Genomic DNA, 15,694 nt, shown 5'->3' with positions numbered 1-15,694 from the left:
AGTAGGCCTTCTCCATGGAGTTGGGACCGTTAAGCCTGGGCAGCACTGCTGCCTCCCATTTTCCAATCACCCTGCCAACGTGCGCGCACGGCAATGATCAGCATGGCCGCTTCCGTCATCCCGGTCTGGAAAAGTCTGACCAGCTCTCTCGCGATGGATTCTGCCGCGGTAGTGTCCGACGAAATCTCAAATTCCTGACACAGCGCGTCGAAAACCGACCGAAGCGTTTTCAGGTCGTCTGGATAGAGAGCGTCCGTATTCGTAAGAATGGGTCGGTCAAGCATCAAACGTCTCCAAACGAGTGAAGTGCGGTTCGGGCACCCAGCCAGCGGGAGCTCGTCAAGTGCCCGCTGGTTTCCCCTTTATCCGCCACAGCGCGCCAAGCTGTCATTAACCTATGACCGGTGCGGCGTGTTCGGCTGACCGGCCCGCCAAAGAAACTGCCGTCCTGCGGGGAACTCTTGGCCGCAGACTGCATTTAAGTCCGGGCAAAACGGGGGCGAAATGGGGGCCACTTCAAGCAATCCGCGATCTGAACTGCAGCGCTTCGAGCTTTTGGCAGCGCTGGGCGACCGTATTCGCGAGATTACGGATCCCGCAGAACTGGCCTACGCAGCCGCGGAACTGCTGGGGAACCATTTTGGCATCAGCCGAGCCGGATACGGCACGATCGATCTAGAGAAAGAAACGATCACCATTGACAGGGACTGGAACGCGCCAGGCATCAAAAGCCTGGCTGGGACGCTGAATTTCAGGAACTACGGCTCGTATATCGAGGATTTGAAGCGAGGCGAAACCGTTGTCTTTGAAAACGCCGAGACAGATCCGCGAACCAGCGGCCATGCGGAGGCACTCAAAGCCATCAGCGCCCAATCCGTCATCAACATGCCCGTTACCGAGCACGGCGGGCTGGTGGCGCTGTTATACCTGAACCACTCCGCGCCCAGACGCTGGGCGACGGAGGAAATAGCCCTCATTTCGGCAGTGGCGGACCGGACGCGTACGGCGATAGAACGCCTTCGCGCCGAACTGGCCCTCCGTGAGAACGCCGAACGCCTTGCTTTTCTCGACCGCCTCGGCAGGGAGATAGCCCTCGCGGCCGACGCCGATGCTGTCATGCAGATCACCACTCGGCTCCTCGGCGAACATCTTGGCGTCTCGATTTGCGCCTATGCCGACATGGAGCAGGACCAAGACCATTTCACCATCCGCGGCGATTGGAGCGCACCTGGCTCGCCCAGCATCAGGGGATATTACAGTCTTGCCGATTTCGGTCGCCTGGCTGTCACCAACCTCAGCGCCAACAAGCCGCTTATCATCAACAACAACCTTGAGGAAATTGCTCCCGAGGAAGCGAAGACCTTTCAGGATATCGGGATAACGGCAACCATCTGTATGCCTTTGGTCAAACAAGGCCGACTGACTGCCCTGATGGCCATCCACGACAAGCAGCGCCGCGTCTGGTCGCAACGCGAACTGTCCTTGCTGACCGAGGTGACGGAGCGGTCCTGGGCTCACATCGAGCGCGTGCGCTCGGAACAGGCGGCACGGGCGAGCGAGGAGCGGCTGAGGCTTGCCACCGACGCGGCCGCTATTGGCACCTGGGATTACGATCCCATCAGCGGAGTGCTGCGTTGGGACGACCGGTGCAAAGCCCTTTTTGGTTTGCCGCCGGACGCGGAGGTGACATATGAAAGCGCCTTCCTGGCGGGCCTCCACCCGGAAGATCGCGCACGGGCCGACGAGGCCGTACGCCAGTCGCTCGCGCCGGGCACCCCCTCCCGCTACGACATCGAATACCGGACGATCGGCCTTCGGGATGGCAAGGAGCGCTGGATTGCCGCAACGGGGGAAGCGCTTTTCCAGTCCGGCCGTGCGATCCGCTTCATCGGCACCGTGGTCGACGTCACCGCGCGAAAGCGGGTGGAGCATCAGCTTCAGTTGATGAACGCCACTGCGGCAGCCGTGGCGGCCGAGCTTGACGTGGAGCGAATTGTCCAGACGGTAACCGATGCCGGCGTGGTGCTGTCGGGCGCACAATTCGGAGCTTTCTTCTACAATGTGATCGACGACAAGGGCGACAGCTATGTGCTCTACGCCCTGTCGGGGGCACCTCGTTCTGCTTTCGAAAACTTTCCGATGCCGCGCAACACCGCGGTGTTCGAGCCCACTTTCCGCGGAACAAGCGTGGTGCGTTCCGACGATATCCTCACCGATCCGCGCTACGGCAAGAACTGGCCCCGCAAGGGAATGCCGGAGGGCCATCTGCCGGTGCGTTCCTATCTCGCCGTGCCGGTCGTCTCGCGTTCGGGCGAGGTGCTGGGTGGCCTCTTCCTTGGCCATCCAGAAATCGGCGTCTTCGCCGAACAGCAAGAGGCGGCCTTGCTGGGGCTTGCGGGCCATGCCGCGACGGCAATCGACAACTCCCGACTGTTCAAGGCGCTGCAGACACTCAACGGCACGCTCGAACAGCGTGTCAAAGATGAAGTAGCGGAACGCGCCAGAGCAGAAGAGCACCTGCGCCAAGCCCAGAAGGTGGAAGCTGTCGGACAGCTCACCGGTGGCATCGCGCACGACTTCAACAATATGCTGGCCGTCATCATCGGCGGCCTGAACCTTGTGCAGCGCAAGCTCAGAAACGGCGATACCAACGTCCACCAATTCGTAACCGGCGCGATCGATGGAGCACAACGTGCCGCAGAACTTACCAGGCGACTGCTCGCCTTTTCCCGCCAGCAACCACTGGCGCCGAAGCGGCTGAATCCAAATCGCCTCGTCTCCGGTATGAGCGAATTGCTGAACCGGACGCTTGGCGAGACCATTCAGATCGAGACCGTGCTCGCTGCGGGCCTATGGCATGTCGAGGCCGACGCAGGGCAATTGGAAAGCGCGCTGCTCAACCTTTGCGTCAACGCAAGGGATGCCATGCCTGCTGGCGGCAAGCTGACGATCGAGACATCAAACGCCCACGTCGACGATCGCTATGCCAGGGAGAACGCGATCCCCTCCGGCCAGTATGTGATGATAGCGGTCACCGATACAGGAACGGGCATGACTGCTGATGTTGTCGCAAGAGCCTTCGATCCGTTCTTCACCACCAAGGGGGTCGGCAAAGGCACTGGGCTGGGACTCAGCCAAGTCTATGGGTTTGTTCGCCAGTCCGGCGGCAGTGTGAAGATCTATTCCGAGCAGGGCATCGGAACCACCTTGAAAATATATTTGCCGCGCTCGCACCATGGCGTGCTCGACAGCCAAATCGACGTCGTGGCAGGCGAGCACCCCGGCTGTGCAGACGAGATCATCATGGTTGTCGAGGATGAAGATCGCGTCCGGCTGATGGCCGCGGAAGCGCTGCGGGAACTGGGCTACTCCGTGCTGGAAATGCAAGGTCCACGCGAAGCGCTGGTGGCCGTCGAAAGCGGGCAAGTGCCGTCGCTTCTGTTCACCGACGTGGTGATGCCGGAGATGTCGGGCCGGGAGTTGGTGGATCAGGTCAAGACAATGCACCCGTCGCTAAAAGTGCTCTACACCACCGGCTACACACGAAATGCGATTGTCCACAACGGCACGCTCGATTTCGGAACCGAACTTTTGACCAAGCCCTACACGATCGACGAATTGGCAGAGAAAGTCCGGAAGGTGCTGGATCGAAAGTGAACGGGCAACAGCCCGCGACGCTCGCCGTGTGACCGAACCCGGCGTTTGCCGCTAGGTGTGCAGCGAAACGGGCCGGACACCGACATCATATTGACGTGGCCCGGCTTCACTTTTCCGAGCCAGTATCCCTCCAGATTTTGTCTACCTCTTGCCCATCCGCGGCCTTGCTCATTGCCGTGATGGCGCAGCACGATCGAAATCTCGTTGCCGCCGGTCACCAGTCGGAGAATCCCAGCGAGAAATATATGCGGCCTCTGGCTCCCTGCGATGCTCAACACTGAAGCTGCCGTAAAAATGCTCGCTGGCCGATGGCCGGATGGAACAATCAACTTGCCGGGATGTTCGGATGATCTAACCGGAGAGATGTCCATGTTCATGCACAACAAGCGCCTGCAATACACCGTTCGCGTCTCGGAGCCGAATCCTCGCCTGGCCTGCATGATCATGGAACAGTTCGGCGGCGCCGATGGCGAGCTTGCAGCGGCCATGCGCTATTTCACGCAAGGGCTTGGCGAGGACGATCTTGGCCGTCGCGACATGTTGCTCGATATTGCGACCGAAGAACTCAGCCATCTCGAAGTGGTGGGATCAATCGTCACCATGCTCAACAAGGGGCTCAAGGCACAGCTGGCCGAGGGCCAAATGAAGGAAGCCGACCTTTACCTGATGATCGGCGCCAGCGGCACAACAGCCAAGGAATCAATTCTGTTCGGCGGCGCTCCCGCGCTGTGCGACTCAGCCGGCGTTCCCTGGACTGCGGCCTATGTCGACTCGCGCGGTGAACCTACGGTGGATTTGCGGTCGAATATCGCCGCCGAAGCCCGCGCCAAGATCGTTTACGAACGCCTCATCAACATCACCGACGACCCGGGAATCAAGGACGCGCTCGGCTTCCTGATGACCCGCGAGATCGCGCACCAGAAGTCGTTTGAGAAAGCACTCTACGCGATCGAAAACAATTTCCCTTCCGGCAAGCTCCCAGGCGTAGAGAAGTACGCCAGCATGTATGTCAACACCTCTCAAGGCGACGGCGATGTCGCTGGCCCATGGAATTCCGGCGAAGAGTGGGATCGGATCGATGACCTTGAAGAGGTGATGCCCGTCGACGGCGGAGACGGCCTGGCAACTGTCAAGCTGGGGGCCAAAGACCTGAAGGTGGTGGCCAGGATGGCCGACCGTACGCTTTCCGATCCGGCTTCCGATCCGACAACAGGCGCTGATCTAGGGGCTGGCCCGGGAGCTGGCCGTACCAAGAACGCCGATTTTGGCGGCGCGGCAAGCATTCAGGAGGCCCCGGCCGTGGCAGAGGCTGCTGTCAAACGCGCACGTAGGCGTTAGCACAGAGCCGACATCATTGCGGGCATCTATGTTCCGCGATGCGGCCGGAAGCTAACACCGACGAAGGCAGGGCATCCGACCAGCAACGGACTGGCCGGAGCGCTCGCATCGACATCTGTGCTGAATGTGGGTGAAGCAACCATGGCCACCGCCGCACCACGATCAGATTCGGAGCGTGCGGGCCAGCCGGATAAGGTCCGTCCCGACGGTTGCGAGAACCGGTGCATCGTGACAATCGGAGCATCGGCCGGCGGCGTCGACGCGCTGAAGAGACTTGTCCGCGATCTTTCGCCGGACATCCCGGCGGCTCTCCTCGTCGTACAGCACGTTGGTCCCACGAGTTACCTCGGCGACATTCTCGGTCGCGCTGCCAACATGCCCGTTGCAAATGCCTCCAACGGCATGAAGGTTAAAAACGGGCACATCTTCGTTGCACCGCCCGGAGCTCACCTTCTGTTGCATGACGATCATATGCTGCTGCGGCGCGGGCCGCGCGAGAACCTGGCGCGCCCCGCCATCGACCCCCTGTTTCGATCGGCGGCCTGCAGCTTTGGCGGCAGCGTGATCGGCGTCGTGCTCACAGGCAGCCTCTCCGACGGCACCGCCGGCCTGCACGCAATCAAGATGTGCGGAGGCGTCAGCGTAGTCCAGGACCCCGGCGACGCTGCGGTACCCGACATGCCGCTGAGCGCCTTGCAGAATGTGGAAATCGACCATTGCGTCCCTCTGTCCGAAATGGCTGGCCTGTTGCACAGGCTTGCTTCCGAAATCGCAGGACCGACACCAGAAATCCCGTCCGGCATCCGCCTTGAGGCAGCGATTGCAGCTCAGGAGCACAGCACAATGGAACTGACCGAAGGCCAGCTTGGCGCCCCCTCGACATTTGTCTGCCCCGAATGTCATGGCCCCCTATGGGAGATAGAAGACGGGCCGATTACCCGTTACCGCTGCCACACCGGACATGCGTTCGGGGCAGACGTTTTGATGCAGGCCCAGGCTGACGATGCGGAACAGGCTCTTTGGAGCCTTCTAAGAGCGCACCAGCAGCGGGCTGAGTTGGCGAAACGTACGGCAAAACGCGAAGCCGCGCGGGAAAGACACAGCCTGGCCAGCCAAATGGCTGCGCGGGCCGCGGAATACGAAGCCGACGCGAAACTTATTGAAGAGATCATCCATCGTCGAACGCCGTGACAAGGCAACAGGGTTTGTCAGGCGGGTACGTCTGCGCTGTCCCGATCGCGGTTTTCCCGGATCAGCCGCGTTGCCTCATTGCTTGGCATGTGGCCACGGATGTCCAGGTCCCATGCTTTGATTGAACACCTGCACCCAAATCCAACCGCATGAATTTTATGCAAAGCAGGAACATAGAAGCATTACGCGAGTTAGGCACTGACGCATTGGACGTATCCTCGCATTCTGCGGTCTGCCGGGGTGGTCCTTGTTATGTGAACGAATGCCAGGACAATGTATCGCTATCAGCTTTTCGTACCTCTTTTTGGCCTGCTGTTGCTGATGGGTGGCCTGTTCCACGGGCACGAGGCCATGGCGCAGGAACCCTGTCCGGCCGACCACGACAAGCTGCTTGCAGCCCTCAAAGCCAACGTGAAGGCAAGCGGCGGACCAGCCAATGGCGGCTTTGAAACCAACGAATGGGCAGCCATCGTTGCCCGTGACGGCACTGTCTGCGCGATTGCGTTCAGCGGCCCCACCCCCGACTCGCAATGGCCGGGAAGTCGGCTCATAGCAGCGGAGAAGGCCAACACGGCCAACGGTCTCAGCCTGGCTCAGATGGCCCTCTCGACGGCCAATCTCTATGCGGGGGTGCAGCCCGGGGGACCGCTATTTGGCCTGCAGGAGACCAATCCCGTCAACCAGGCCGCGGCCTATACGGGCGATCCCAAAACGTTCGGAAGCGGCGGCGACCCGCTCGTCGGCAAGCCGATCGGAGGCGTCGTGGTGTTTGGCGGCGGGCTTGCCCTCTACGACGGCAAGAGCATTGTCGGCGGCCTCGGCGTTTCAGGCGATTCCTCATGCGCCGATCACAATGTGGCCTGGCGTATCCGCGCGGCGCTCGGCTTCGACAAGGTCCCGGCAGGCGTCAATCCAAATCGCAAGGATGCCATTGTCTACGATCTGGACCCCGGCGGCAAAAGCGCTTCGGGCTGGGGCCATCCGCTTTGTGCCGGAACGGAGGCCGACATCGCGGCCGAACTCGGCGCCGGCGTGGGAGGCTCGATCAATAAATGAAAGCTATGCCGCAGTTGGCATTAACGCGCGTTGACGTAGAACGACATACCCGCAAATTGGCAGCCGGGAATTCCTTTGGCGCTATCCTTCTGGTGACGCTGCTCGCCTGCCTGCCGCTTTTGGGCGCTGCGTCCGAGCCACCTAAAACACCAGCGATCGTACCACCAGCCGCAGCCTCGCCACCCGATGACGGCCAATGGACGATGCCGGCCAAGAACTACGCGTCGACGCGCTTCAGCGAACTCTCCGAGATCAACGAAGGCAACGTCAAGAACCTGCAGGTCGCGTTCACGTTCTCGACAGGCGTGAACAAGGGCCAGGAAGCAGCGCCGCTGGTCGTCGGCAACACCATGTATATCGTGACGCCCTTTCCCAACTTCGTCTATGCGCTCGATCTCTCCAAGCCCGGCGCCCCGATGAAGTGGAAGTACGAACCCAATCCCGAGCCGGCGGCACAGGGGGTGGCCTGCTGCGACGTCGTCAACCGAGGGGTGGCATTCGCCGACGGGCGCATCTTTTTCAATACGCTGGACGGCCACACGATTGCCCTTGATGCGAACACGGGCAAGCCGATCTGGAACACTCATGTCGGCAACATCAACATCGGCGAGACCATCACCATGGCGCCGCTTGTGGTGAAGGGCAAAGTGCTGGTCGGCAATTCCGGCGGCGAGATGGGCGTTCGCGGCTGGGTAAAGGCGCTCGACGCCGGCGACGGTCATGTCGTCTGGATCGCCTATAGCACCGGGCCGGACAAGGACGTGCTGATCGGATCGGACTTCAAGCCGCACTACGACATGGACAAAGGCAAGGATCTTGGCGTCACGACGTGGCCGCCGGAAGCCTGGAAGATCGGCGGCGGCAACATGTGGGGCTGGATTTCCTATGATCCCGATCTGAACCTGATCTTCCACGGCACCGGCAATCCCGGACCATGGAATCCGGATTTGCGGCCGGGCGACAACAAGTGGACGTCTGGCATTTTCGCGCGCGATCCAGACACCGGCGCGGCGAAATGGTTCTATCAGTGGAGCCCGCACGACCTCCACGACTATGACGGCATCAACGAGCAGATCCTGCTCGACATGACCTGGCAGGGCAAGCCGCGCAAGGTGCTGATCCGGCCGGAGCGCAACGGCTATCTCTACATCCTCGACCGGACAACCGGCGAGGTGCTGTCGGCAAAACCCTTTGGTCCCGTAAACTCCAGCAAAGGTGTGGACCTGAAAACCGGTCGGCTGATCGTAAATCCGGACAAGAAGACCGGCACCGGCAAGGTCGTTCGCGATATCTGTCCGACGGCGTCTGGCCTCAAGGACTGGCAGCCTTCCGCGTTCTCGCCGAAGACCGGCCTGCTCTACATCCCGCACAACAATCTGTGCATGGATGAAGAAGGCGTCGAGGTGAACTACATCGCCGGCACGCCCTATGTGGGCATGAACGTCCGCATGATACCAGGGCCTGGCGGTAATCGCGGCGCCTTCACCGCCTGGGACATCGCCGCGGAGAAACCGGCCTGGAGCCTCAAGGAGAATTTCCCGGTGTGGAGCGGCGCGGTAGTGACCGCCGGCGACGTTGTCTTCTATGGCACGATGGAAGGCTGGTTCAAGGCGGTTAGCGCCAAGACCGGAGACCTGCTTTGGCAGTTCAAGACCTCGTCCGGGATCATCGGCCAGCCCATCACCTATCGCGGTCCCGACGGGCACCAATATGTCGCCATCCTCTCAGGCGTCGGCGGCTGGGCCGGCGCCATTGTATCGGGCGATCTTGACCCGCGTGACGCCACCGCCGCGCTCGGTTTCGTCAATGCCATGAAGGATCTGAAGAACGCGACAACCTCGGGAGGCACGCTTTATGTGTTCCGGCTGCCTTGATGAATTGTACTTGACCGTAGGTCCGGCGCGAAAGGGGTGTCAACGACTGGCGATCGGCATGGCCGCCATCGCCTTCGTGTTCTTGACGGCCACAGCCGACGCACGTGAGTTGAGGGTCTGCGCCGATCCGAACAACATGCCGTTCTCCAACGCGGCCGGTCAGGGCTTCGAGAACAGGATCGCCGAAATCGTTGCGTCCGATCTCGGCGCCAAGCTGACCTATACCTGGTGGGCGCAGCGTCGCGGCTTCATCCGCAACACGCTGAAGGCGCGCCTGTGCGATCTCGTGCCGGGCACGCCGAGCAACCTCGAAATGCTGCGCACCACCACGCCCTACTACCGATCGTCCTATGTCTTCGTCACGCGCAGGGACGGCCCCGACGTAACATCGTTCAATGATCCGCGGCTGCGCGACATGCGGATCGGTGTTCAGCTCATCGGTGACGATGGCGCCAATTCGCCTCCGGTCCAGGCGCTTGGCCGCCGCGGTATCGTCGGGCACCTCGTTGGCTATCCCGTGTATGGCGATTATTCCGCCCCCAACCCGCCGGCGCGCATCGTCGAAGCGGTGGCGAGTGGCGAGATCGACCTTGCCGTGGTCTGGGGCCCCCTCGCCGGCTACTTCGCCGCAAGGCAGAAGGTGCCGCTCCGCATCACGCCGGTTGCGCCCCGCATCGACGGACCGCAACTGCCGATGATCTACGACATCTCGATGGGCGTCCGCCGCGAAGACGATGCGCTGCGCGGCGATGTCAATGGCGCCCTGTCCAGGCACAAGGGCGAGATAGATGCCTTGCTGTCACAGTATGGCGTGCCCCGCCTCGATCCCTCGGGGAGCCCGGTGCGATGAGAGCCGCGGTGGCCATGCTCCTGTTTCCAGTCCTGGCGCTCGCTGCCTGCCAGCGCGAGGAACGTGACACGCGCCCGCAATCGGCGCTCGGATCGGGCGAGCAGCCGACGCCTGTGACCACGCTGGAGCCCGGCGGACAGCGGCCCCCCGCCAGCGACAACAAGGCGGCGAGCTTCGAGGCCAACGCCTTCCACATGAGCGAAGGGAAACGGCTTTTCGGCTGGTTCAACTGTTCGGGATGCCACGCCAATGGCGGCGGCGGCATGGGGCCGGCCCTGATGGACCAAAAGTGGCTCTATGGCAGCTCGATCGAAAGCATCCATGCCACGATCCGCGACGGTCGGCCAAACGGCATGCCGAGCTTCCGCGACAAGATTCCCGACGACCAGATCTGGGAGCTCGCGGCTTTCGTGCGCTCGCTGAGCGGCAACGCGCCGTCTTCCGCCGCACCGCAACGCAATGACGACATGATGGCGCATCCTTCGGAAAACCGCATGCCCGACGCGGCCACGCTGGGGAAGTCGCCGTGAAACGTCTCGTCTCGATGGCGTTCGCCACCGCCGGGGCTCTGTTGCTCCAGGGATGCGCGGGCTGGCAATCCGCCCTCGACCCGAAAGGTCCCGCGGCGAGCGAACTGGCATGGCTGATCTGGTTCTTCACTGCGCTCTGCGCCGTGGTGTGGGTGCTGGTGATGATCGCCCTCGTCGTGCCCTTGATGATGCGGTCGCGCGCGCAGGCGGAGCCGCTCGCGATCGAGGCCGGCGCCGACGACCGGAAGCTGCGCGCGGTGATGACCGCCGTCGGATTGACCGCCATTGTCCTGATCGGACTGACCTTGCTGAGCTTCTTCGCCAACAGGACGCTCGCCGCGATCGGCTCGGATGCCGCACTGACCATTCGGGTCACCGGCCATCAATGGTGGTGGGAGGTGCGCTATGAGGATGCCACGCCAAGCCGCATCCTGACCACGGCGAACGAGATCCATATCCCCGCCGGGGAGCCGGTGCGGCTTCTTCTGACCTCGACCGACGTCATCCATTCCTTCTGGATCCCGAGCCTTTCGGGCAAGCTCGACCTCATTCCCGGCCACATGAATGTGCTCGACCTCAAGGCAGACAAGCCTGGTGTTTACCGAGGTCAATGCGCCGAGTTCTGCGGGGCGCAGCACGCAAACATGGGCACCTTCATCATCGCCGAGCCGCGTGCGAAGTTCGACGCCTGGTGGAACGACCAGTTGCAGCCGGCCGCTACTCCGACAGGGGACGAGGCCAAGGCCGGCCAGGATCTGTTTCTGAAGCGCCCTTGCGTGATGTGTCACAGAATAGGCGGCACGCCTGCCGGAGGTACGGTCGCCCCCGACCTCACCCATATAGCCAGCCGGCAGACCCTTGCCGCCGGGACATTGACGATGACCCGCGGCAATCTCGCCGCCTGGATAGCCGACCCGCAGGGCATCAAGCCCGGATCCCACATGCCGGTGGTGGAGCTCAGCGGCGACGAACTCAACGCCATGGTCGCCTACCTCGAGGCGCTTAAATGAGCAGCGCGGACCTCACAAGCGAACGCGACCTGCCGCCGGAGCGTGAAACCTCTACCACGGGCGACGTCGCACCCGAGCATGACGGACCGCGCGACACCGGCATGGACGATGCCAGCCTGGATCGCTGGCTGGCGCGGACATGGCGAACGCCCCCCGGCATCATCGGCGCGCTGTCGAGCGTCGACCACAAGGTCGTCGCACGGCGCTATCTGATCACCGCCTTCGTGTTTCTGTGCCTGGGCGGGCTCAACGCCGTCGCCATGCGCATCCAGCTCTCAGGGCCGCAGCGCGGTCTGATCGGCCCGGACCTCTACAACCAGCTGTTCACGATGCATGGTGTGACCATGATGTTCCTGTTCGCCGTGCCCATCGTGCAGGCGACAGGCATCTATCTCGTCCCGCTGATGGTCGGCAGCCGCAACATCGCCTTTCCCCGCCTGAACGCGTTCAGCTACTGGATCTATGTTTCGGGCGGCATATTCGCCTGGGTGTCTTTCGCGCTCAACATGGCGCCCGACGTCGGCTGGTTTGCTTATGTGCCGCTGTCAGGCCCCGAATTCGCGCCAGGCAAGCGGGCCGACGTCTGGGCCCAGATGATCACTTATACAGAAGTATCCTCACTGGCCGTCGCGGTGGCAACCATCGTCACCGTGTTCAAGCAGCGAGCCCCCGGCATGTCGCTGGACAGGATTCCGCTCTACGTCTGGGCAATGCTGGTTACCTCCTTCGTCGTCGTCTTCGCCATGCCCGCGGTGATGATCACCTCGACCTTCCTGATCCTCGACCGGCTGGTTGGCACACATATCTTCAACCCGGCCGAGGGCGGCGACGCACTGCTCTTCCAGCATCTGTTCTGGTTCTTTGGCCATCCCGAGGTCTACATCATCTTCCTGCCGGCGACGGGCATGGTCTCCGCGATCATCCCGGTCTTCGCCCGGCGTCCCGTGTTCGGGCATCTCGGGCTGGTCCTGTCGCTGATCGCCGTCGGCTTCCTTTCGTTCGGCCTCTGGGTCCATCACATGTTCGCGACGGGACTACCCAAGCTCGGCGCCAGCTTCTTCACCGCGTCGAGCATGCTGATCGCCATCCCCAATGGCGTTCAGATCTTCTGCTGGCTGGCGACCTTGTGGGACGGCAGGCCGGTGATCCGCACGCCGCTGCTGTTCGTGTTCGGCTTCTTTTTCATCTTCGTCATCGGCGGCCTCACCGGCGTCATGCTCGCTTCGGTGCCGCTGGACCTCCAGGTGCACGACACCTATTTCGTCGTCGCCCATTTCCATTACGTGCTGATCGGCGGTTCGGTCTTCCCGCTGCTGGGCGCGGCCTACTTCTGGTTCCCCAAGATCAGCGGCCGCATGATGAGCGAGCGTCTCGGGCGCTGGCATTTCTGGCTGGCTTTCATCGGCTTCAACGCGGCTTTTTTCCCAATGCATCTCGTCGGGCTCTGGGGCATGCCACGCAGGGTCTACACCTATCCGGCCGAGCTTGGCTGGGGCAACATCAACCTGTTCATCAGCGCCGGCGCGGTGCTCTTTTTCCTCAGCTTCGTACTGTTCACTTTCAATCTTGTACACGGCACGTTGAAGGGCGCGCTGGCCGGAAACAATCCCTGGGATGCCGGTACGCTCGAATGGGCGACGTCTTCGCCGCCGCCAAGCTATAATTTCGCGCGGATACCGATTGTCACACACGTCGAGCCGCTCTGGGCCGAACGGGAGGCGCTGCCTGTGGCGACCGGACTCCGCGTCGATGTCCGTGAGCTGTTGATCTCAACCGTGGCGGAAGCCCACCCCGACATTCGCGAGAAATCGGCGACACCGTCGATCTGGCCGCTGCTGGCAGCAATCGCTGTCGGCGGTACGTTTGTCTATTCGATCTTCACGCCCTGGGCGATCGTCTGGGGCGCCGCGCCCATCGCCATCACCTTGATCGGCTGGTTCTGGCCCAAGGACGACCCGGAGGATGAGGGATGAGTGAGCGTCCCAGCTTGGATCTTTCGGACCTCCCAACCTTTGGACATGGTCCGCGCAGCCCGACCTGGTGGGGAACGCTCGGCTTCATGGCGCTGGAAGGCATGGGCTTTGCGTTGGCCGCCGGCGCTTATCTCTATCTCGCCACTTTGTGGCCCAACTGGCGTCTAAGCGCCCCGCACCCCAACCATTGGCCCGGAACGATCGTCACCATCCTGTTCATCATCAGCGTGGTGCCGAATCACATCCTCCACGGCCATGCCAAGCAATGCGCGATCGTGCCGGTGCGGATCGGGCTGGTGGTGATGTCGCTGCTCGGTCTGGCCCCGCTTGTCGTGCGCTGGTTCGAATTCCCGGCGCTGAACATCTACTGGGACACGAACGCCTATGGTTCGATGCTCTGGGTGCTGCTCGGGCTGCATACCACACACCTGATCACCGATGTCGGCGACACCATCGTTTTGACGGTGCTGATGTTCACACGCCATGGCTATAGCGGCCGGCGCTTCGGCGATGTCGGCGACAATGTCTTCTATTGGGATTTCGTGGTGCTGACCTGGATCCCGATCTATCTGCTCATCTACTGGATGCCGAGGCTAGGCTGATGCGTGCGTTGAAAATGGGAACGTCCTGGGGTGGTCTTCTGTCGGGGCCGATGGCTTGGGCAATCTCGACGCAGCTGAACTACGCACTCGTACCATGGCAGTGCAACCGCCAGGTGCCGGTGGTGCTTCCCGTGGCACTGGTGCTCGCCGTGCTTTCGCTGCTCGGCGGTGCCTTGTCATGGCGGGCGAAGCGGCAGGGCGGCGCCGCCTTCAAGCCTGAGCGCACGCGCAGCACCGAGCAGTTCGTCGCCGATCTCGGCATGCTTGCGGCATTGCTGTTTGCCCTCGTCATCATCATGCAAGGCAGCGCAGCTCTCATTCTCGACGAGTGCCTGCGATGAGCTTCGACGCGTTCTTCTCGACCTCGATCTGCTACGGCACCGGCGCGCCCGAGGCCGGATGGACGCTCGCATTTCCCATCACGTTTCCGCTGGCCGCCATTGCCTTCCTTTATGCCATCGGAGCGACTCGGTTGTGGCGCCGCAGCAGCCGAGGCCGTCCCGAGCGGATGCGGCAGGCGTTGTTGTTCGCCGCCGGTTGGGGCGTGCTGACGGCAGCACTGGTCAGCCCCATCCATGCGCTCGGCGAGCGGGTGTTTGCCGCCCATATGATCGAGCATGAACTGCTGATGGCGGTCGCGGCGCCCCTCCTTGTCGCCGCTTGCCCAGGGGCGGTCCTGCTCTGGTCCTTGCCGGCCTCACTTCGCCGCGGAACGGGCAAGCTCACGCGCGCAAAGACGCTGCAATCGGTTTGGGCCCTGGTGATCCGCCCCCTCAACGCGACGATCATTCACGGCGTCGCCATCTGGATCTGGCACATTCCGGCGTTGTTCCAGGCAGCGCTCCAGCAGGGCTTTCTTCATTATGCCCAGCATGCGAGCTTCCTCGGCACAGCCTTGCTGTTCTGGTGGGCGCTCCTACCGCGCCCCGGTCGACAGCAGACCTCTGGCAACTCCGTCATGCATCTTTTCTTCACCTCGCTTCATACCGGCCTGCTCGGTGTCCTGCTGCTGATGTCGCCCAAACTCTGGTATCCGGAGAATGGCGCCGGCGCGGCATTGTGGGGAATGACCGCGATCGAGGACCAGCAGCTCGCCGGATTGGTAATGTGGGTTCCGGCCGGCTTGATCTATGGCGGCGCCGCCCTGCTGCTCGCCGGCCTCTGGATAAGCAGCAGCGCAACCAGGGAGGCAACACATGCGCTCAGACCTGGGTAGGCTGATCGGGGGCGCCCTTGCCGCAATCCTGCTGCTGACCGCGGCTGTCGCAGCGGCGACTTTGTGGTCCGACCGGCGCGACCGTGTCCGGCACGAGTCGGATGCGGCGACCGGGGGCGTAGGCGCTCGCGCCATTCCAATCATGACGGCGAATGGCTGCTCCGGCTGCCATACGATACCCGGCGTGCCGGGTGCGCAAGGCCAGGTCGGACCCCGCCTGGACGGTGGCCTTGCCGACAGGGTCTTTATCGGTGGACTGCTGGCAAACAATCCGGAGAACATGATCCGCTGGATACGCTCGGCGAGAGAAGTCAATCCGCACACGGCCATGCCGTCTACGAGGATCACCGAACAACAGGCGCGGGACATCGCCGCTTATCTCTATGCGTTGAGGTAA

The 15,694-nt window shown here is 62.3% G+C and carries 14 protein-coding genes; 13 read left to right on the top strand and 1 reads right to left on the bottom strand.

Translation table 11 applies throughout. The features are described from left to right. Window positions 1–29 precede the first annotated feature (29 nt). Complete coding sequence (locus NKK50_RS00350; RefSeq protein WP_023714654.1) at window positions 30–284, bottom strand: hypothetical protein; 255 nt, start codon at window positions 282–284, stop codon at window positions 30–32. Window positions 285–504: 220 nt separating this feature from the next. Here NKK50_RS00350 and NKK50_RS00345 point away from each other — a divergent pair, with 220 nt between their 5' ends. The 13 genes from NKK50_RS00345 (at window position 505) to NKK50_RS00285 (ending at window position 15,694) form a co-directional block, all read left to right on the top strand. Further along, window positions 505–3,657 carry a GAF domain-containing protein gene (locus tag NKK50_RS00345; protein ID WP_352543001.1) on the top strand — a complete coding sequence of 1,051 codons (3,153 nt, stop codon included), beginning with the start codon at window positions 505–507 and terminating at the stop codon, window positions 3,655–3,657. A gap of 369 nt (window positions 3,658–4,026) precedes the next feature. Beyond that, window positions 4,027–4,995 carry a manganese catalase family protein gene (locus NKK50_RS00340; protein ID WP_023691426.1) on the top strand — a complete coding sequence of 323 codons (969 nt, stop codon included), beginning with the start codon at window positions 4,027–4,029 and terminating at the stop codon, window positions 4,993–4,995. A gap of 141 nt (window positions 4,996–5,136) precedes the next feature. Further along, on the top strand, window positions 5,137–6,186 hold the full coding sequence (locus tag NKK50_RS00335; RefSeq protein WP_023681123.1) for a chemotaxis protein CheB: 1,050 nt from the start codon (window positions 5,137–5,139) through the stop codon (window positions 6,184–6,186). Between the two features lie 351 nt (window positions 6,187–6,537). Then, a complete protein-coding gene (locus tag NKK50_RS00330) occupies window positions 6,538–7,242 on the top strand; it encodes a heme-binding protein (protein ID WP_023687812.1) in 705 nt (234 codons plus the stop codon). Beyond that, a complete protein-coding gene (locus NKK50_RS00325; protein ID WP_023681121.1) occupies window positions 7,239–9,116 on the top strand; it encodes a methanol/ethanol family PQQ-dependent dehydrogenase in 1,878 nt (625 codons plus the stop codon). Before NKK50_RS00330 ends, NKK50_RS00325 begins: the two co-directional genes overlap by 4 nt. After that, the gene (locus tag NKK50_RS00320) at window positions 9,097–9,966 is read left to right on the top strand and encodes a substrate-binding domain-containing protein (protein WP_502896525.1); all 870 of its coding nucleotides are present in this window, start codon (window positions 9,097–9,099) and stop codon (window positions 9,964–9,966) included. The genes NKK50_RS00325 and NKK50_RS00320 overlap by 20 nt, the downstream gene beginning before the upstream one ends. After that, window positions 9,963–10,496, top strand: coding sequence for a c-type cytochrome (locus NKK50_RS00315; RefSeq protein WP_023681119.1), 534 nt, complete (start codon window positions 9,963–9,965; stop codon window positions 10,494–10,496). The genes NKK50_RS00320 and NKK50_RS00315 overlap by 4 nt, the downstream gene beginning before the upstream one ends. Next, window positions 10,493–11,506, top strand: a complete 1,014-nt coding sequence (coxB, locus tag NKK50_RS00310; RefSeq protein ID WP_352497970.1) for a cytochrome c oxidase subunit II — start codon at window positions 10,493–10,495, stop codon at window positions 11,504–11,506. The genes NKK50_RS00315 and coxB overlap by 4 nt, the downstream gene beginning before the upstream one ends. After that, window positions 11,503–13,479 (top strand): cytochrome c oxidase subunit I, encoded by a 1,977-nt coding sequence (gene ctaD / locus NKK50_RS00305; protein ID WP_352497971.1) that lies wholly within the window; start codon window positions 11,503–11,505, stop codon window positions 13,477–13,479. Before coxB ends, ctaD begins: the two co-directional genes overlap by 4 nt. Continuing rightward, window positions 13,476–14,081 carry a cytochrome c oxidase subunit 3 gene (locus NKK50_RS00300; protein ID WP_023681116.1) on the top strand — a complete coding sequence of 202 codons (606 nt, stop codon included), beginning with the start codon at window positions 13,476–13,478 and terminating at the stop codon, window positions 14,079–14,081. Before ctaD ends, NKK50_RS00300 begins: the two co-directional genes overlap by 4 nt. Beyond that, a complete protein-coding gene (locus tag NKK50_RS00295) occupies window positions 14,081–14,422 on the top strand; it encodes a hypothetical protein (RefSeq protein ID WP_023681115.1) in 342 nt (113 codons plus the stop codon). The genes NKK50_RS00300 and NKK50_RS00295 overlap by 1 nt, the downstream gene beginning before the upstream one ends. Further along, on the top strand, window positions 14,419–15,297 hold the full coding sequence (locus NKK50_RS00290) for a cytochrome c oxidase assembly protein (RefSeq protein ID WP_352497972.1): 879 nt from the start codon (window positions 14,419–14,421) through the stop codon (window positions 15,295–15,297). Before NKK50_RS00295 ends, NKK50_RS00290 begins: the two co-directional genes overlap by 4 nt. Beyond that, complete coding sequence (locus NKK50_RS00285) at window positions 15,278–15,694, top strand: c-type cytochrome (protein WP_023712217.1); 417 nt, start codon at window positions 15,278–15,280, stop codon at window positions 15,692–15,694. Before NKK50_RS00290 ends, NKK50_RS00285 begins: the two co-directional genes overlap by 20 nt.

It is taken from the genome of Mesorhizobium sp. M0001 (assembly GCF_040324255.1).
GTDB lineage: Bacteria > Pseudomonadota > Alphaproteobacteria > Rhizobiales > Rhizobiaceae > Mesorhizobium.
Note: the sequence above shows the minus strand (reverse complement) of the source record. Positions and strands in the feature narration are given on the sequence as shown.